The following is an 18,776-nucleotide window of genomic DNA, read 5'->3' as shown; positions in this document are numbered from 1 at the left end:
GGCCCGCTCCCCATCGAGGGTGTTGACGTCCACCACACCGGACAACGCGGCAGCGGCCGCCCCCGTCCTCGGCAGTTTCCGGTCAACTCTGTTTTCTGACAATCTCCAGCCCAACCTTCACCAGCTTGGTGCGCCCCATGAGGGACACCTCGATCCAAGCCGCCCGCTTGTGNCGGTCCACCTTGCGGATCGCGCTCTCCAAACCCTTCAGCGGCCCCGCACTCACACGCACGCGGTCCCCCTCGATGACGCCCTGGCTCAGCTCCACCACGTGGGTCTCCGGGTTTGCCAGCGCCCCCAGCCAGGCCTCCTCGTCCGGCGTCAGCGCCAAGAACCGTTCGCCCGAGACGCCCAGGAGCCTCGAGAAGCCGGGAAGCCCGCGGAGCCCGGCCGCGAGGGCGTCCGGGTCGTCCGTCCGCACGAACACATAGCCGGGCAGCAGCCGTTTCACGGCCCTCACCCACCGGCCGTCGCGCTTCTCGGCCACCTCGCGCTCGGGGATGTAGCACTCCCCCACCCCGCTCACGCCGCGCTCCGCGGCCTCCTTGAGCTTTCGCTCCCGGCCTGCCATGGTCTGCAGCACGTAGGTGCGGGTGTGGTCCCTGGGCACGAGGTCCTCCTCAAGACGGCACGGCTTCGCCGCCGCCGCGCCCTCCCGGGCACGGCGCACGGACCGTTGTGTGTGACCCCTTCCGGCTGCCGGCGCGCACCGAGGCGACGACCGGTGCCGCAGGGGCTATGGGTGCAGTTGCCTGCGATGGANGCTCTCGGGCTGCCCACACACCCCAAGAGCCCCCGTCGCAGGCCACCGGGCCGCACGCTCCCGGTGATCCCGCTGGGGCCTCAGGCCACGCTCGGCACCCGCATGTGCCGTGGTCTGAGGCGGTAGTTGCCGCTGGCACGGATGCGCCCGAGCATCTCGTAGTGCTCCGGCCGGTGGGCGTCGCTGGCCACAAAGGAGTAGGCCATCTGGTTGAAGAGCCTGGTGGCGGGCTTCTTCTCGCGGCCCAGGCGCCCGCCGTCGATGAAGTCCGCGGAGGCCTGGAGGCGACAGCCCAGGTCGATGAGGCGCTGGGCCAGGGAGAGGTCCTCCTGGATGGCCCGGTAGCGCTCCGGGTGCGCCACGATCACGCGGTAGCCCATGGACTGCAGCGCGAGGATGGTGCGCTCGTAGTCCTGGAAGTCGTCCGCCGTGCAGCGGCTGGAGAGCTCCAGCAGGAAGTCGTTGGAGCCGGAGACGCCCAGCTTGGGCGCCCACTCCTCGAGCCCCAGGTCCATGAGCTTGGAGTGGTTGACCTCAAAGCCCATGGTGAACGGGAAGTCCGGGGCGGCCGCCGTGAGCTCGCGGAAGGCCTCGTTCATGGCGGCGTAGTCAAAGAACGGCTCGCGGCAGTGGGGCGTACACACGATGGAGGTGACGCCGGCCGCCTTGGCGGCCTCCAGCATCTCCAGGGACGCCTTGATGTCCGGGGCGCCGTCGTCCACGCCCGGCAGAATATGGCTGTGGATGTCTCTCATGGCCTACCTCACTCCTCGCCCGCACGGATGCGGGGGTCGTGGGTGAGGCCGAGCATCTCGGCCGTGGTCTCGGGGGCGATGCGCCGGGGGCCGGCCGCAGAGGGCCTGGGGGCGGTCACGGTGCCGGCCGCCACCGGCCTCATGGACGGCGCGGCGGCGGGAGCGGCGGTCTGCTTGCGGGCCACCTCCACGTCCTCGCGCCTCATGCGCTTGCCGTCCTTGGCGTAGTAGCTGTAGTAGTACTCGTTCTCCTCGGCCTCGCAGTAGTTGAGCACCGTGCCGATGACGTTGGCCTCGGCGGTCTTGAGCTGCTCCACCGCGGCCTGCACGGTCTCGCGCTTGGTGAAGTTCTCGCGCACCACCAGGAGCGTGGCGTCGGTGAGGTGCCCCACCACGGCGCCGTCCACAAAGGCGGAGATGGGCGGGGTGTCAAAGATCACGTAGTCGTAGGCACGGGAGAGGTCGTCCATGAGGGCGTGGAAGCGCCTGGACTGCAGGATGTCCACGGGGTTGGGCAGGCGCGGCTCGGCGTCCAGGAAGTAGAGGCCGGCGACGCCCGTCTCCACCACGGCGTCATCCAGGGTCACCTGGTGGGAGAGCACGGAGTAGAGGCCGTGCTTGGCGTAGACCTTGAGCTGGTTGGCCACCGAGCGGCGGCGCATGTCGCACTCCACCACGACCACGCGCTTGCCGGCCGACGCGAAGGCCTCGGCCAGGCCGCAGGAGATGNTGGTCTTGCCCTCGTTGGGGATGGACGAGGTGACCGTGAGGGTGCGCACGGGGTCGTCCACGGAGGAGAACTGGATGTTGGTGGCCAGACGCTTGAGGGCGTTCTGCATCTGGACGCGGTCGATTCCGGTGGAGCGAGCCATCAGCGGGCCTCCTTCATGGCGGGGATGCGGCCCATGACGGGCAGGCCTACGAGCTCCTCGAGCTCCTCCTGGCTGCGCACCCGGGTGTTGACCATGTCCTCCACCACGACAAACGCCACGGCGAGGAAGAAGCCGGCGAGGAACGCGACGGCCACATAGAGCGGGCGCTTGGGGCCGGACGGGCTCTCGGGGGTCTGGGCCTGGTCCACCACGTTCACGGAGTTCACGTTCATGACCTCCTGGGCGATGGCCGAGACCTGCTGGGCCAGCCCGTTGGCGACCTCCGCCGTCTGGGCGGGGTCCGTGCCGGTGACCGAGAGGGAGATGACGCGGCTGGTGGTGCTGCTGGTGACGTCGATCTTGTAGTCGGAGAGGTCCTTGAGGCCCAGTGCGCCGGCCGTCTGGGTCTCCACGCGGGAGCTCTTGAGCAGTGTGGAGACGTCGTTGGTGAGCTGTTGGGAGGCCGTCAGATCGCTGTTGAGAGTGTTGGAGGTTCCGTCGCCGGTCTTGGCGAGCACATACATGGAGGTGGTGGCCGTGTAGGTGTTGGGCAGGAAACCGTAGCTCACCACCGCGCACACGAGCGCGCACGCCACCGGCAGCGCCACGACCAGCCTCAGGTGCTTCTTGAGGAGTGCGAACAGTTCCAGGAGGGTCATGGGCCCCTCGTCCTTTCCTTGGGTACAGATGTCTTTGCGTGAATCTATGTAACTATTCTCGCTGGGGGCAATGATAGCACCCCCCCCCCATCGCGTTTATGACCGATGAAGTGACAGGAGACTGGGCCCATCTCATATTCCTGTCTGAAGCCCGTGGTATATAACATATGGCTTTCTACCAGCAGTTTTTTGTCAGAAAGCACGATTGGGAGAAAACAAGGCATCTTGGTTGTTCTGTGGCGCCAGCGCAAATCCTTCATATTCTTCTATGACGCTCATCGTTGCAATAATTGCCCTCTGGTTTTAGAGGGTAATTTTGTGGGAAGTTTTCGTATCATTAAAGGGCAGTTTTATCGGAATGGGCCGCTGCGGCGGGCACGACGGGCAGACCGCTGCGGCGGCCGCGGCGGCCGGCCAAGGTGGCTGCGGCACAGAAAAAGGCCCCCGTCCTTGGTGGGGACGGGGGCCTTCGATGCGCCTGTCAGGCAGTTATGAGGGGCTCGGGGCTACTTGGCGGCCTCGGCCAGGGCGTCCTTGACCTCCTCGGCGGTCTTGAGCCTCATGACCTTCTCGGCCAGGGCGTCGGCCTCGGCCTTGGTCCACTCGGAGATGGTCTTGCGGGTCTTGAGCACGGAGGGGGCGCTCACGGAGTACTCGCCCAGACCAAAGCTGATGAGCATGGGGATCAGCAGCGGGTCGGCCGCGGCCTCGCCGCACATGCCCACCATGATGCCGGCCTCGTTGCCGCACTCCACGATGCGCTTGATGGAGCGGAGCACCGCGGGGTTGTAGACGCTGTAGAGGTAGGCGATGGCGTCGTTGCCGCGGTCGGCGCACATGGTGTAGCCGATGAGGTCGTTGGTGCCGATGGAGAAGAAGTCGCACTCGGCGGCGAGGTCGTNNNCGATGAGGGAGGCCGCGGGGGTCTCGATCATGGTGCCGACCTCGATGTCGGGGTTGTACTTCACGCCCTCGGCATCGAGCTCCTTCTTGCACTCCTCCACGAGCTCCTTGACCGAGCGAATCTCCTCGAGGCAGGTCACCAGGGGCACCATGATCTTGATGTCACCGAAGGCGCTGGCGCGCAGGAGGGCCCGGAGCTGCACCTTGTACTGCTCGGGGTTGGACAGGCAGTAGCGGACGGCGCGGTACCCCATGAAGGGGTTCTCCTCCTTCTTGAGGTCCAGGTACGGGATCTCCTTGTCGCCGCCCACGTCGAGGGTGCGGATGATGACCGGCTGGTCCTTCATCTTCAGGGCCACCTTCTGGTAGGCCTTGAACTGGTCCTCCTCGCTGGGGAGCTCCTTGGCGTCCATGAACAGGAACNCGGAGCGGAACAGGCCCACGCCTTCGGCGTCGTGCTCGATGGCGCCGGTGGCGTCGTCGGGGTTGCCGATGTTGGCCACGAGCAGCACGCGGTCGCCGTCGGCGGTCTCGGTGGGCTTGCCACGGTAGGCGTTGAGGGCGGCCTTGGCCTCGGCGGCCTTGGCAGCCTCGGCGCGGAAGCCCCCGAGGGCCTCCTCGTCCGGGTTCACGAAGACCTCGCCCTTGGTGCCGTCCACCACCACGGTGTCGCCGTTGCGGCAGATGGTGCAGGCGTTGGGCACGGAGAGGACCGCGGGAATCTCCAAGGCGCGGGCGATGATGGCGGAGTGGGAGGTGCGGCCGCCGGTCTCGGTGACGATGCCGGCCACGTTCTCCTTGTCGATGTCCGCCGTCATGGACGGGGTGAGGTCGTGCACCACGACGATGGAGCCGGCAGGCAGCACGGAGAGGTCCACGACCTCCTTGCCCAGCAGGTTGGCCAGAAGGCCCACGCGGATGTCCTGCACGTCGGCGGCGCGCTCGCGCATCATGGGGTCGTCCATGCCGGCGAACATGCCGTAGAACATGTCGCAGACCTCGTCCACGGCCTGCTCGGCGCTCATGCCGGTGTTGATGCGGTTGTTGATCTCGTCGATCATGAACGGGTCGCGGGCCATGTTGATGTGGCCGATCATGATCTGCGNCTCCTCCTCACCCACCGTGACCGCCATACGGTCGGCCTGGGCCTGGGTGCGGTCGCAGAAGGCCTCGAGGGCGCCGTTGTAGCGCTCGCGCTCGGCGGCGGGGTCGTTATGGGCCGTGGGGGTGTAGCTGAGGTCCGGCTCAACGGCCACCTGGGCCTGGCCGATACCGATGNCGNCGGNGCCGTTGACTCCCTGGANCATTGGTTCCTCCTTCTCGCCGCCCCGGGGCGGCTCTCTCTCGGATGAAAAAGGGGGCGCGGCGCTTGGGTCCAAGCGGTCGCGCCCCCCGAGGTGAAACAGGGCTATGGGCTCTTGGAAGCCCGAGGGGCCTTAAGAGCTACTCGCCGAGGCCGCTCTCCACGAGCTCCACGGCGGCCTTGAGGGCGTCGGCCTCGTCGGAGCCCTCGCACACGATCTCGATCTCGGTGCCGGCACCGAGCCCGCCGGCCATGATGGCCATGGGCGACTTGCCGTTGATCTCCTTGCCGTTGCCCTTGATGGTGACGTTGGAGCTGAANTTGCCCATGGTGGAGGCGAAGAGGCCGGCGGGGCGCATGTGGAGGCCGGTGGGGTTGATGATGGTGACGGTCTGAGAAACCATGTTCCTTCTCCTTTTAATAAAGGCTTGCTTACCTGCCCCTTTGAGGGCTCCAGGAAGGGGCACCCCTCCCCGTTTTACCGAGTTGATTGTACCAGCGAGCTTAAAACTGTCTGCGTTGAACGGGGCTATGCCTCGCTATNGTCGTCAGTTTCCACGACCTCGACAACTTCCTCACCCGCATGGGCCTTCTCGTCGGCCAGCAGGTGATTGAGCGAGGAGTAGAAGCGCTCGATGGTGCTGCGGTTGGCCAGGCCGTTGGAGGCCGCAGTGGCGGAGCCGCAGGCGCTGGCGTAGTTGAGGGCGTCGCCGTAGGACCAGCCGCGGTCAAGGGCGGCCAGGAAGCCGGCCACCATGGAGTCGCCGGCGCCGGTGGCGTTCACGAGGCGGCACGGCGGGCAGCGGGTGACGTGCTCCTCGCCGTTGGCGTCCACGAGCGCGGCGCCATAGCCGCCGCAGGAGACGAGGACGTTCTGGGCGCCCTTCTCGTGGAGCTGGCGGGCGTAGGGCAGGACCTCCTCGGGGGTCTCGGGGTTGGCGCCGAAGATGCGGCCGACCTCGTGGTTGTTGGGCTTGATGAAGAAGGGCTCGGCGGCCAGGGCGTTCATGAGGAGGTCGCCAGGGGCGTCCACCACGAAGCGGATGCCACGGCCGGAGAACTTGCTCATCATCATGTCGTACATGTCGTCGGGCAGGCAGCTGGGGATGGAGCCCGTGAGGACGAGGGTGCTGCCGGAGCTCACGCGGTCGATGCGGGTGAACAGCTCGTCGACCTNGGAGATGGGGATGTNGGGCCCCATGCCGTTGATGATGGTCATGATGATGCCGTTGAGCTTGACGTTGATGCGCGTGTTGCCCTTGTCGAGACGGATGAAGTTGGTGTTGATGCCCTGCTGCTGCAGGGTGTTGAGCACGAAGTCGCCGGTGAAGCCGCCGATGAAGCCCATGGCCACGTTGTCGACGCCGAGCTCGGTGAGGATGGTGGAGACGTTGATGCCGTTGCCGCCGGCGTACATCTCCTCGGCGGTGGAGCGGTTTGTGTAGCCCATGTCGAGCGTGGTGGGGTGCATCACGTAGTCGACGGACGGGTTGAAGGTGACGGTGTAGATCAACGGGGCTCCCCTCGCGTGGGTTTACTGGACGTAGCTTGAAGGACAGTGTACCGCCTCGGGCGTTCTCCTCGCGGAAGACGCGAGGCAGGCGAGCGCGGAGGCTAGGCCTCCAGGCCGGCGTCGATGGCGGCGGCCACCTCTGCCGGGTCCTCCTGGGACAGGACCTCCCGGGCGAAGCCGTCGTTCATGAGCATGACGGCGAGCTTGGCGAGGAGGCGCAGGTACGGGGTGCCGGCGTCGGTGTCGGGCACCATGATGGCCACGGCGCAGGTGACGGGCGCGCGGTCCATGGTCTCCCAGCCCTCGAGGGGACGGTCGCTGCGCACCACCAGGACGCAGGGCCGCGTGACGGCGGCCGACTTGGCGTGGGGGATGGCGAAGCCGGACACCATGCCGCAGGACCCCTCGGCCTCGCGGTCGAGGAAGGCCTGGTAAAGGACCTGGGCGTCGGTGGCCGCACCCTGCTCCACGGCCTTCTCGGCGATGAGGGACAGGGCCTCGTCGCGCGTGGAGGCGTCGCAATGGAGGAAGACGTTGTCGGCGGTGAGGAACTGGCCCATGACGGTGTCCTTTCTCGAGTGTTCGAGGCCATGCTAATGCGCGGGGCGCCGCTTTTCCCGCAGGGCCGACCCCNGTGGNCGCAAACACGCAAATACAGCAGATATCCCGTGATAAATGCCCAGTAATGAATAGACAACCTTTGAGAGAGGAGGCCAGACGGATACTGGGCCCCTGCCGGGGGGCCGCGGGCTGCTGGCCCCCGACCTCCGCCCCGCCGCGGGCCGGAATCCGTTTGGTGGTTCTTGGTTCCACTGATGATAAAAACCACCAAACGGCCCGTCGTTTGGTGGTTTTTAGCCACTCCCCCACCGGAAAAGTGCCAAATGGGACAGAAGTACCCGACCATTGGGACAAAAGTGTCCGGGTGTTGGGACAGGGGGGCGGCATGAAAAAAGGCCACCGCTTGGATGCGGTGGCCTGCGAGTTCATGGTGGACCGTCAGGGGTGCGAACCCTGGACCTTGGGATTAAGAGTCCCCTGCTCTACCAGCTGAGCTAACGGTCCGTGCTATGTGCGCACCGGTGGAAATGGGGTGGGCGAAGGGNCTCGAACCCTCGACCTACGGAGCCACAGTCCGTCGCTCTGCCAACTGAGCTACGCCCACCGTCTCCCACCTCGCGGTGCGTTGGTTATTATGCAACGCAGCAAAATCCGATGCAAGGGAAAATGCGACAAATTCCCGAGCAAATTCGACAAACCCCCGGAGACGGTCCACTTACGGCCGTCTACCGGGGGTTTCATGATTGACCAACAATTGTGGAGGGGTTTTCGGCAACGGGCCGGACGCCGCCGACCCCCTCCCCCGAGGCCCCTACTTGGCCTCGGCCCAGTTGTCTCCCCAGCTGGCGTCGGCTACGAGCGGGACGCTGAGGTCGGCCACGCCCTCCATGATCCGGGAGACTAGCTCGCGCACCTCCTCGAGCTCGCCGTCGGGCACCTGGAGGTCCAGCTCGTCGTGGATCTGCATGATGAGGCGGCTCTCCAGCCCCCGCTCGTTGAGGGCCCGCTGCACGCGCTCCATGGCGATCTTGATGATGTCGGCGGCGCTGCCCTGCATGGGGTGGTTCATGGCCGTCCGCTCGGCCGCGGCGCGCACCATGGCGTTGCGGGCCGAGATGTCGGGCACGAGGCGGCGCCTGCCCCACATGGTGGTGGCAAAGCCCAGCTCGCGGGCGCGGGCCACGGTCTCGTCGAGGAAGCGGCGCACGCCGGGGTAGGCGGCGTAATAGGAGTCGATCATCCCCTGGGCCTCCCGCTGCGGGATGTGCAGCGTCTGGGAGAGCCCGTAGGCCTGCTGGCCGTACACGATGCCAAAGTTCACGGCCTTGGCGNGGCTGCGCANGAGCGGCGTGACCTCCTCCACCGGCACGCCGAACACGCGGGCGGCGGTCTCCGCGTGGAAGTCCTCCCCCTCCACGAAGGCGCGCACCAGGTGCTCGTCGCCGGAGAGGTGCGCGAGCAGGCGCAGCTCGATCTGGGAGTAGTCCAAAGCCAGGAACTTCCAGCCCTCGGGCACCGTGAAGGCAGAGCGCACACGGCGGCCCTCCTCGGTCTTCACCGGGATGTTCTGGAGGTTGGGGTCCGAGCTGGAGATGCGGCCCGTGGCGGTCACGGTCTGGTTGAACGTGGTGTGGATGCGCCCGTCGACGCGGANCTCGTTGGGCAGGGCCGCGAGGTAGGTCTTGGCGATCTTGGACTTCTCGCGCCAGGTGAGCACGTTGGCCACGATATCGTGGCTGCGGGAGAGCTCGTCGAGCACCTGGGCGTTGGTGGAGTAGTAGCCGCGCTTGGTCCTCTTGAGGCCGACGGTGGGCAGCCCCATGACGTCGAAGAGCACGTGGGAGAGCTGGGAGGGCGAGCCGATGTTGAACTCCTCCCCCGCGTCCTCGTAGATGCGGGCGGCCAGGGCGTCTATCTGCGCGGCGNGNTCGGCGTCCTGCTCGGCNAAGACCGATNCGTCGGCATGCATGCCCACGCGCTCCATCTNGGCGAGCACGGGCAGGAGCGGCATCTCGATCTCGCCGAAGCAGGGCCACGCGCCCCCCTTCTGCAGGCGCTCCACGAGGGGCTCCACGCAGCGGCCGGCCACGAGGGCCTCCACGGCCGCGGCGGGCACGTCGTCGCCGTCCGGCAGCCCGACACCCAGCACGCCGGCGGCGAGGTCGGAGACGGTGTAGCCGCTCTTGGTGGAGTCCAGCAGGTAGGCGGCCACGGCCACGTCGAAGATGGCGTCGGGGCGCACGGAGCGCACGTCGAGGGCGGCGGGCTCCGAGGAGTCCATGGGGCTCACGCGGTGGATGAGCGCCTTGACGTCCAGGCCGGCCACCCGGCCCCGGGAGAACGCGGNCACAAGGCGCTCGGCCATGTCGCCACCGCCAAAGCGCAGGAGCCTGTCGCCCACGGCGCACCAGAGCACGGCCGCGGTGCCGAAGAGCGTGGACTGACCCTGCTCCTCCTCCACGGCGAGACTCAGCCAGGAGCCGTCCTCGAGGGCAGCCTCCCAGGCAGCATCGGCCCCGGCGCCCTCCAGAGGCTCGGGCACCGCGAGCGACGCGGCCTCGGCGCCCTCCAGCCCCGCTGCGGCCTCGGCGCCCGCCATGGCCAGCACCCGCTGGGCGATGGCGGTGAAGCCCAGACGAGAGAAGGCCTCCCGGGCCGTGGCGACGTCGAAGTCCGGGAAGCGCGTCTCGGCGAGGTCCACGTCCACCGGCGCGTCGCAGCGGATGGTGGCCACCCGGCGGCNCACGAGGGCGTCCTCCCTGTGAGCGCGCAGGTTCTCCCCCATCTTGCCCTTGACCTCGTCGGCGTGGGCCAGCACCTCGTCGAGGCTGCCGTAGCGTTCGATGAGCTGTTGGGCCTTCTTGGGGCCGATGCCAGGCACGCCGGGGATGTTGTCGGAGCTATCGCCCTTGAGGCCGTAGAAGTCCGGCACGAGGTCGGGCGTGANGCCGCCGTAGAGGTCGGCCACCGCCTCGGGCGTCATGACGGCCACGTCGCTCATGCCCTTGCGGGTGGAGACCACGCGCACGTGGTCGCCGGAGAGCTGGTACATGTCGCGGTCGCCGGTGACCAGCAGCATGTCGTAGCCCTGCTCGGCGCCCTTGCGGGCCAGGGTGCCCAGGAGGTCGTCGCCCTCCCAGCCCTCGAGCTCCACCACCGGCACCGACATGGCGGCGAGCAGGTCCTTCACCAGCGGGAACTGCGCCGCGAGGTCGGGGTCCATGGGCGGGCGCTGGGCCTTGTAGGAGGGCAGCAGCTCCATGCGGGCCTTGGGGCGGCCCTTGTCGAAGCACACGGCGATGCCCCAGGGCTTGAAACGCTCCTCGAGCTTTATGAACATGGACATGAAGCCGAACACCGCGTTGGTGGGCGTGCCGTCGGGTGCCGTCATGTTGGCCGAGATCGCGTGGAACGCCCTGTGGATCAGGGAGTTGCCGTCGACGACGGCCACGGTCTTGCGCTGGTCTGCCATTGAACCTCCCGGATGAGCCGGTTTTTTCTGCCCATCCTACCAGCCGCGCGCCGGCACGGCCCCACCGCGGCGCCCCGGCCCGCCCACGCCGGCGCCACAACGGCGGCGCAACGTCCGCGTCTCCGTGCGGTCCACCGATGGCGACAAGGTCGAACGCCAACGGAAAAGCGCGGGAAACACGAGGCTCGTATGGTCTTACACGTCCGGCACACGGTTCTCCACCGAGAGAGAAAGCGAGAGGCCCATGGCATCCAAGGTCACCGAGGAGTACGGCATCCTGGTCTTCAACGACGCCGTCATGCAAGAGCGGCTGCCGCGCCCCACCTACAAGGAGCTCGCGAAGGTCATCAAGGAGGGGCGCCGCCTCGACCTCGACATCGCCAACGAGGTCGCCCACGCCATGAAGGAGTGGGCGCTCGAGAAGGGGGCCACCCACTACGCGCACTGGTTCCAGCCCCTCAACGGCATCACGAGCGAGAAACACGACTCGTTCCTCGCCCCCCGCGGCGACGGCACCGCGCTCATGGCCTTCTCCGGCAAGGAGCTGGTGCAGGGCGAGCCCGACGCCTCGAGCATCCCCAACGGCGGCCTGCGCGCCACCTTCGAGGCCCGCGGCTACANCGCCTGGGACCCCACGAGNCCGGCCTTCATCAAGGACGAGGTGCTGTGCATCCCCACGGCCTTCATCTCCTACACCGGNGAGGCCCTNGACAAGAAGNCCCCGTTCCTGCGCTCCACNGTGGTCCTCAACGAGCAGGCCAAGCGCGTGCTCGCCCTCTTTGGCAAGCACCCCCGGGAGGTCTCCTGTACCGTGGGCCCCGAGCAGGAGTACTTCCTCATCAAGGAGGAGGACTTCGCCCAGCGCCCCGACCTCGTCATGTGCGGCCGCACGCTCTTCGGCTGCCCGCCGGTCAAGGGCCAGGAGCTCGAGGAGCACTACTTCGGCGCCATCCGCCCCACGGTCAACGAGTTCATGAAGGAGCTCGACGACGAGCTCTGGAGGCTCGGCGTGCCCGCCACCACCAAGCACAACGAGGTGGCCCCCTGCCAGCACGAGCTCGCCCCCATCTTCGAGCGCGCCTCCATGGCCATCGACCACAACCTGCTCACCATGGAGATGATGAAGCTCGTGGCCAGCCGCCACGGCCTCGCCTGCCTGCAGCACGAGAAGCCGTTCGACTACGTCAACGGCAGCGGCAAGCACGACAACTGGTCCATCGCCGCCGACGGCAAGAACCTGCTCGACCCGTCCGACACCCCCGAGGAGAACCTGCNGTTCCTCGTGTTCCTCACCTGCGTGATCGCCGCCGTTGACCGACACCAGGACCTCATGCGCTGCTCGGTGGCCTCCGCCGGCATCGACCACCGTCTGGGCGCCAACGAGGCCCCGCCGGCCATCATCTCCATCTTCCTGGGCGACGACCTCGCCGGCGTCGTGGACGCCCTGATCAACGGCGGCTCCTACACGAGCCACGGCCACGAGGTCTTCGACGTGGGCGTGCCGCAGCTCGCCGACGTCGTGCTCGACACCACGGACCGCAACCGCACGTCGCCCTTCGCCTTCACCGGCAACAAGTTCGAGTTCCGCATGNGCGGCTCNCAGCAGAACCTCTCTGACGCCAACATGGTGCTCAACACCGCCGTGGCCGAGATGCTCGACGAGTTCGCCACCGCNATGGANGGCCTCGAAGACGGCGAGTTCGCCGCCCACGCCCTCGAATGGGTGCGCGACACCCTGACGCGGCACCAGCGCATCATCTTCAACGGCAACGGTTACTCCGCCGAGTGGCCCGAGGAGGCCGCGCGCCGCGGGCTGCTCAACCTGCGCACCACCGCCGACGCCCTTCCGGCCCTGCTCGACCCCGAGAACATCGAGTTCTTCGCCCGCTACGGTGTGCTCGACGCCGCCGAGGCCGGCGCCCGTTACGTGGCCAAGGCCNAGCAGTACGCCAANCTGCTCNNCATCGAGNCCAACACCATGGTCTACATGGTGCGCCACTTCTACCTGCCGGCCCTCTACTCCTACTCGGGCGACCTGGCCCAGACCGTGGCCACCAAGGACGCCATCGGCATCAAGAGCCCCGCGGAGCGCGGCCTGCTCGCCGAGCTCACGGAGGGCATCACCACGGTCACGGGCCTGGCCGACGGGCTGGAGGCCAAGAACGCCGAGGCCGCGGCCGTGGACGACCCCGGCCTGCAGGACGACGCCTACCGCGACGTCGNGATCCCGGCNATGGAGTCGCTGCGCGGGGCGGTGGACGCCATGGAGCAGGTGGTGGGCCACGACTACTGGCCGTTCCCCAGCTACAACACCATGCTCTTCTACGTGTAGGCGAAGAGCCGGCACGGCAGGCCCCTCCCGGGTGCGGCGCGCGTCCCCGGGAGGGGCCCTTTCCCGGGGTCTATCCCCTTTTTATCTATATTAAGGCGACGTGACAGATGGGCCTCCCCCACGACCCCCGCCACCGGGGATGCTGTACAACAGCTGAACGTACACGCTCCCCTGGGCGCCAGGGGACCACCAAAAGGGGGACACATGAAACCGCTGCAGAAGATCGGCGCCGCAACCATGGCCGGCGCCCTGGCGCTCGTCCTGGGCGCCTGCGGAGCCCAACCGGCCTCCTCTCCCGAGGCCGAGGCGGCCTCGGGCACCTACAGGATCGGCGTCATCCAGCTCACCGAGCACGCGGCCCTCGACGCCGCCAACGAGGGCTTCATCGCCGCCCTCGACGACTCCGGCATCGACTACACCGTGGACCAGCAGAACGCCCAGGGCGACCAGAGCGCCTGCCAGACCATCGCGTCCAAGNTCGTNAACGACGGCGACGNCCTGATCCTGGCCNTCGGCACCCCGGCCGCCCAGGCCGTGGCCGGCTCCACGACCGAGATCCCCGTCGTGGGCACCGCCGTGACCGACTTCGCCGCGGCCGGCCTCGTCGAGGCCAACGACGCCCCCGGCGGCAACGTCACCGGCACGAGCGACCTCAACCCCGTGTCCGACCAGATCGCCCTGCTCCAGAAGCTCGTGCCCGAAGCCAAGAAGGTGGGCATCCTCTACTGTTCTGCAGAGGACAACTCCGGCATCCAGGCCGACCTGGCCGAGAAGGCCTGCAAGGACGCCGGCCTTTCCACCGAGCGCTTCACCGTCTCCAGCTCCAATGAGATCCAGCAGGTGGTGGAGTCCATGGCCGGCAAGGTCGACGCCGTCTACGCCCCCACCGACCACGTCANCGCCGCCGGCATCGCCACCGTGTCCATGGTGGCCAACGAGAACAACCTGCCTGTGATCTGCGGCGAGGAGAACATGGTCAACGGCGGTGGCCTGGCAACCTACAGCCTCAACTACCGCGACCTGGGCTACNGCGCCGGCGNGANGGCCGTGAAGATCCTCAAAGGCGAGGCCAAGCCCGCCGACATGCCCATCGAGTACCTCTCCGGCGACGACCTGAAGCTCGTGGTCAACGAGGAGACCGCCAAGACCCTGGGCATCGACGTCTGCGGGCTCGAGTCCTAACCCCTGTCAGTGCCTCTGCCGTCGCGAGGCCTGAAGACCGCAACCGTTTTGCCATGGGTGCCCGGACCGTTCTTGTCCAGGTGCCCATGGCCTGTGAAAGGGGCCATATGGCTGCCGCACTCTTCAGCGCCATCAACCAAGGCATCCTCTGGGGCGTCATGGTGCTGGGCGTCTACATCACGTACAAGCTCCTGAACATCGCCGACCTCTCCGTCGACGGCACGTTCGCCCTCNGCGGCTGCGTGGCCGCCACGGCCATGGTCACCGGCGGGGTAGACCCCTGGCTCGCCGTGCTCCTCGCCTTCGGCGCGGGCGCCCTGGCCGGCGGCTGCACGGGCCTCATGCACGCGCTGCTCAACATCCCCGCCATCCTCGCAGGCATCCTCACGATGATCGGCCTGTGGTCGGTCAACCTGCGGCTCATGGGCAAGTCCAACACGCCCCTGCTCAACGCCCGCACCGTCTACACCGACGTCGCCGACCTCACGGGCCTCCCCCGCGACATCGTGGTGCTCGTGNTGGCCGCGGCCATGGCCGCGGCGCTCGTGGGCCTGCTCTACTGGTTCTTCGGCACGGAGGTGGGCAGCTCCCTGCGCGCCACGGGTAACAACCCCGACATGGCCCGCGCCCTTGGCGTCGACACCCGCATGGCGGTGCTCCTGGCCCTCATGGTCTCCACCGGCCTCGTGGCCATGTCCGGCGCCCTCGTGTGCCAGAGCCAGAAGTACGCCGACGTGGGCATGGGNACCGGTGCCATCGTCATCGGCCTGGCCGCCATNGTCATCGGCGAGGCGCTCGGGCGGCTCACGCCCGGCAGGCTGCGCTCCTTCGGCAGCCGCCTCGNGGCCGCCGTGGTGGGCTCGGCCGCGTACTTCCTGATCCGCGCCGTCGTCCTGCAGATGGGCCTCGACGCCAACGACATGAAGCTCCTCACCGCCCTCATCGTGGTCTTCGCCCTGGGCGTCCCCTACCTGGCGGGCAAGGCCAGGCAACGGAGCTCCTACCAGAGGGAAGGGGTGAGCGAGTGATGGCGGGAAACGACATGCTCGTGCTCAGACACGTCTCCAAGACCTTCAACCGCGGCACCGCCACCGAGAAGCGCGCCCTGCACCCGTGCGACCTCACGGTGGAGCGCGGCGACTTCGTGACCATCATCGGCGGCAACGGAGCCGGCAAGTCCACGCTGCTCAACATCATCGCGGGCATGTTCCTGCCCGACGGCGGCACCGTGACCCTGGACGGCCGCGACGTCACACTGCTCTCCGAGCCCCAGCGCGCCAGGTACCTGGGCCGCGTGTTCCAGGACCCCATGCGCGGCACCGCGGCCGACATGCAGATCTCGGAGAANCTGGCCATGGCCNACCGCCGCGGCAAGCGGCGTACGCTGGCCTGGGGCGTGACCCGCGACGAGCGCGCCATGTTCCGCGAGCGCCTCGCCGGCCTGGGCCTGGGCCTGGAGGACCGCCTGGCGGACAAGGTGGGCCTTCTCTCCGGCGGCCAGCGTCAGGCGCTCACGCTCCTCATGGCCACGCTCCAGAAGCCAGACCTGCTCCTGCTCGACGAGCCCACGGCCGCCCTGGACCCCTCCACGGCCTCCAAGGTGCTGGGGCTCATCCGCACCATCGTGGGCGAGCAGGGCCTCACCACGTTCATGGTGACCCACAACATGGCCGACGCCCTCTCCATGGGCAACCGCCTGATCATGATGTGGGAGGGGCGCATCATCTACGACGTGCGCGGCGCCGAGAAAGACGCCCTCTCCGTCGAGGACCTGCTGCGCAAGTTCGAGGAGGTCTCGGGCTCGGCCCTGGACAACGACCGCATGCTGCTGGGCTGAGAGCACAGCACCCCGGAACCGGCGGCCGCCAAGTATATGAGAGCCGCAGGCCCCCCGACGGTCTCCGCGGCAGGGCCGCGTACTACAATTCGTGCTACGAGCAGCGCGAACCCCAGCACTCCACGCCCCCGTCGCTACCCGCGGCGGGGGCGTTTTCCATGGGGCCGCACCGACCTTTGGAGATGATCGCGATTCTAGGAATGTTCATCCTGGCGCTGTTGCCCATCGCCTTTCTCATCGTGGCCCTGACCGCCCTCAAGTGGGAGGCCTACGCCGCGGCCCTGGGCGCCCTCGCCGTCACCGCCGTCGAGGCGCTCCTCATCTGGCGGATGCCGGCGTGGAACGCCGTCACCGCTGCGGCCGAGGGTTTCGCCATGGCCCTGTGGCCCATCACCATCGTCNTCGTCGCCGCCGTGTGGGTCTACAACCTCACCGTGCACACCGGCGCCATGGAGGTCATCAAGGCCCAGCTCATGGGCGTGTCCTCCGACAAGCGCGTGCTCACCATCCTCATCGGCTGGTGTTTCGGCGGCTTTCTCGAGGGCATGGCCGGCTTCGGCAGCGCCGTGGCCATCCCGGCCTCCATGCTCGTGGCCCTGGGCATCAACCCCGTGACGGCCATCCTCTCGTGCCTGCTCGCCAACGGCGTGCCCACCATGTTCGGCTCCATCGGCATCCCCACCAACACGCTGGCCACCATCACCGGCCTCGACGTGGTGCAACTCAGCACCATGCAGGTCGTCCAGGTGGCGCCCCTCGTGGTCGCCACGCCGTTCCTCATGTGTCTCGTGGCCGGCGGCAAGGGCGCCCTCAAGGGGATGGTGCCGCTGCTGTGCGTCACGTCCCTCTCGTTCCTGGCCGCCGAGTTCGTGTGCGCCTCCACCATCGGCGCCGACCTCGCCGTCATCGTGGGCGCCGTGTGCNNCCTNGTGTGCNCCGTTGCGTTCGCCCTGTTCCAGAAGGACCGCCCCGTCCCCGAACGGTACGCCATCGACAACCTTGACCCCGACGACGCGGTCACCGTCGACCTCCGCAGCGCCGTGGTGGCCTGGTCGCCCTTCATCCTNATCTNCGTGGTGCTGCTGCTCACCTCCAGCCTGTTCCCGTTCATCTCAGAGCCGCTNGCCTCGANCAAGTCGACNGTNAACATCTNCGCCGGCGACCCCNACGCCACGCTCACGTTCAAGTGGATCAACACCCCCGGCGTGCTGATCTTGCTCTGCGGCGTTGCGGGCGGCCTCATCCAGGGGTGCGGGTGGCGCGACATGGTCTCCGTGCTCGGCGCCACCGCCAGGCAGATGAGCAAGACCGTGGTCACCATGCTCTCGGTCCTGGCCGTGGCCAAACTCATGGGCTACTCCGGCATGACGAGCGCCATCTCCGCGTTCTTCGTGGGCACCCTGGGCGCGTTCTACCCGGCCATCGCCCCGGTGCTGGGCGCCCTGGGCACGTTCGTCACCGGCTCCGGCACCAGCTCGTCCACGCTGTTCGGCGGCGTGCAGCTGGANGCCGCCACGGCCATCGGCGCCAACCCCTACTGGCTCATGGCCGCNAACTCCGTGGGCGTCTCGGCCGGCAAGATGCTCTCTCCGCAGTCCATCGCCATCGGCAGCGCCGCGTGCGACTGCAACGGCGAGGACTCCGAGATCTTCTCGCGCGTCCTACCGTACTTCATCGGCTATGTGGTCGTGATGATGCTGGTGTGCTTCTTCGGCGCGCCGCTGTTCCCGGTGCGGTAGCGCCGACCCCATAGAGCACGGCCCCGGGCGGGCCCCGCTGGNGACGGCGGGGCCCGCCCTTCTTGCGGCGGNGCACGGCGCGACNGAGGGGTCTGGCCTTCGGCTAGCGTGAGACAAAGGGGCCTGGCCCATCTGTCACTTTGTCTATTCGAGAGTTGATGGTCNAGCGGCACGGCACGGAAAAGGCGCCCGATGCCGCGAGGCACCGGGCGCCTTGGCAGCGCGCGTGGGGCGGTAGCTACATGCGGACGCCGAGGACGATCTCGGTGATGCCGTCGAACACCTGGGAGATGCCGGCCACGATCATGATGGCCTCGGCCATCATGAACGGCGCGAAGANCGTCAGGAAGCCCAGGATGATGGTGATGATGCCCAACACCAGCCAGANGCCCCAGCTGCCGCCCTCGACCTTGCGGAAGGAGAGGGCCTCGGCGACGTCCCAGATGCCGGTGACAAAGACCACGCAGCCCAGGAAGATGCAGAGGGCCACGGTGGACCAGCCGGGGAAGAAGAAGATGTAGACGGAGCAGACGATCTCGAGGACGGCGAGCACGATGTTGGCGGCACCGCGGTCGGCCGGGTCGTGGCGGAAGTAGCCCACGAGGGTGCCGACGCCCGCGAACAGGAACGCCCACGCGCAGCAGTAGACCACGAAGAGGATCGAGTCCACAGGGTTGATGAAGAAGGCCAGACCCAGCAGGGTCATGGCAATGCCGAGAAAGATGATGGACGCTTTCGTGCGCCTGAACAGCGTGTTCACGGGGGCTCCTTTGCATCGCTTCGTTTGCTGTCGAAGTTTTTTGCCCCATTCGTGCACAGGGTAAACCAAAGGACCCGAGCCCCCATATCAATGGGCCGCGGCGGGCGGGCACCCGCGACGCTGTC

Annotated in this window: 15 protein-coding genes and 2 tRNA genes; 5 read left to right on the top strand and 12 right to left on the bottom strand. The window is 67.7% G+C overall.

Going from position 1 to position 18,776, the window contains the following annotated elements; all coding sequences use genetic code 11:
* Positions 1-82 precede the first annotated feature (82 nt).
* From loaP to polA, 11 genes are all read right to left on the bottom strand, one after another.
* Positions 83-610, bottom strand: coding sequence for an antiterminator LoaP (loaP, locus tag JX283_RS04730; RefSeq protein WP_204829556.1), 528 nt, complete (start codon positions 608-610; stop codon positions 83-85).
* A gap of 233 nt (positions 611-843) precedes the next feature.
* Positions 844-1,518 carry a CpsB/CapC family capsule biosynthesis tyrosine phosphatase gene (locus JX283_RS04725; protein WP_204829555.1) on the bottom strand — a complete coding sequence of 225 codons (675 nt, stop codon included), beginning with the start codon at positions 1,516-1,518 and terminating at the stop codon, positions 844-846.
* A gap of 8 nt (positions 1,519-1,526) precedes the next feature.
* Complete coding sequence (locus JX283_RS04720) at positions 1,527-2,390, bottom strand: CpsD/CapB family tyrosine-protein kinase (RefSeq protein WP_204829554.1); 864 nt, start codon at positions 2,388-2,390, stop codon at positions 1,527-1,529.
* Entirely contained in the window at positions 2,390-3,049 is a 660-nt protein-coding gene (locus JX283_RS04715) for a YveK family protein (RefSeq protein WP_204829553.1), read from the bottom strand. The genes JX283_RS04720 and JX283_RS04715 overlap by 1 nt, the downstream gene beginning before the upstream one ends.
* 506 nt (positions 3,050-3,555) lie before the next feature.
* Positions 3,556-5,259: a phosphoenolpyruvate--protein phosphotransferase gene (ptsP, locus tag JX283_RS04710; protein ID WP_204829552.1), complete on the bottom strand. Its 1,704-nt coding sequence runs from the start codon at positions 5,257-5,259 to the stop codon at positions 3,556-3,558.
* Positions 5,260-5,395: 136 nt separating this feature from the next.
* Positions 5,396-5,659 carry an HPr family phosphocarrier protein gene (locus tag JX283_RS04705; RefSeq protein WP_204829551.1) on the bottom strand — a complete coding sequence of 88 codons (264 nt, stop codon included), beginning with the start codon at positions 5,657-5,659 and terminating at the stop codon, positions 5,396-5,398.
* A 125-nt stretch (positions 5,660-5,784) separates the two neighbouring features.
* Positions 5,785-6,768, bottom strand: coding sequence for a 1-phosphofructokinase (pfkB, locus tag JX283_RS04700; protein ID WP_204829550.1), 984 nt, complete (start codon positions 6,766-6,768; stop codon positions 5,785-5,787).
* 101 nt (positions 6,769-6,869) lie between these two features.
* Entirely contained in the window at positions 6,870-7,328 is a 459-nt protein-coding gene (locus JX283_RS04695) for a PTS sugar transporter subunit IIA (protein WP_135977700.1), read from the bottom strand.
* Positions 7,329-7,757: 429 nt separating this feature from the next.
* Positions 7,758-7,833: transfer RNA gene (locus JX283_RS04690), tRNA-Lys, on the bottom strand.
* A gap of 24 nt (positions 7,834-7,857) precedes the next feature.
* A tRNA-His gene (locus JX283_RS04685) sits at positions 7,858-7,933 on the bottom strand.
* A gap of 207 nt (positions 7,934-8,140) precedes the next feature.
* Positions 8,141-10,801, bottom strand: coding sequence for a DNA polymerase I (polA, locus tag JX283_RS04680; protein ID WP_204829549.1), 2,661 nt, complete (start codon positions 10,799-10,801; stop codon positions 8,141-8,143).
* Between the two features lie 244 nt (positions 10,802-11,045).
* Between polA and JX283_RS04675 the strand changes: the two genes are divergently transcribed.
* From JX283_RS04675 to JX283_RS04655, 5 genes are all read left to right on the top strand, one after another.
* Positions 11,046-13,133, top strand: a complete 2,088-nt coding sequence (locus JX283_RS04675; protein ID WP_204829548.1) for a glutamine synthetase III — start codon at positions 11,046-11,048, stop codon at positions 13,131-13,133.
* Between the two features lie 204 nt (positions 13,134-13,337).
* Positions 13,338-14,315, top strand: a complete 978-nt coding sequence (locus JX283_RS04670) for an ABC transporter substrate-binding protein (RefSeq protein ID WP_204829547.1) — start codon at positions 13,338-13,340, stop codon at positions 14,313-14,315.
* 107 nt (positions 14,316-14,422) lie between these two features.
* Positions 14,423-15,343, top strand: a complete 921-nt coding sequence (locus tag JX283_RS04665; protein WP_204829546.1) for an ABC transporter permease — start codon at positions 14,423-14,425, stop codon at positions 15,341-15,343.
* A gap of 14 nt (positions 15,344-15,357) precedes the next feature.
* Entirely contained in the window at positions 15,358-16,152 is a 795-nt protein-coding gene (locus tag JX283_RS04660; protein ID WP_204829557.1) for an ATP-binding cassette domain-containing protein, read from the top strand.
* Positions 16,153-16,334: 182 nt separating this feature from the next.
* Positions 16,335-17,891 (top strand): L-lactate permease, encoded by a 1,557-nt coding sequence (locus JX283_RS04655; protein WP_204829545.1) that lies wholly within the window; start codon positions 16,335-16,337, stop codon positions 17,889-17,891.
* A gap of 238 nt (positions 17,892-18,129) precedes the next feature.
* Here JX283_RS04655 and JX283_RS04650 read toward each other — a convergent pair whose 3' ends face one another.
* On the bottom strand, positions 18,130-18,651 hold the full coding sequence (locus JX283_RS04650; protein WP_204829544.1) for an HdeD family acid-resistance protein: 522 nt from the start codon (positions 18,649-18,651) through the stop codon (positions 18,130-18,132).
* Positions 18,652-18,776: the final 125 nt, after the last annotated feature.

Source organism: Olsenella sp. CU969 (assembly GCF_905219715.1).
Lineage (GTDB): Bacteria > Actinomycetota > Coriobacteriia > Coriobacteriales > Atopobiaceae > Granulimonas > Granulimonas faecalis.
The sequence above is the reverse complement of the archived record's forward strand: the minus strand, read 5'-3'. Positions and strand labels throughout refer to the sequence as shown.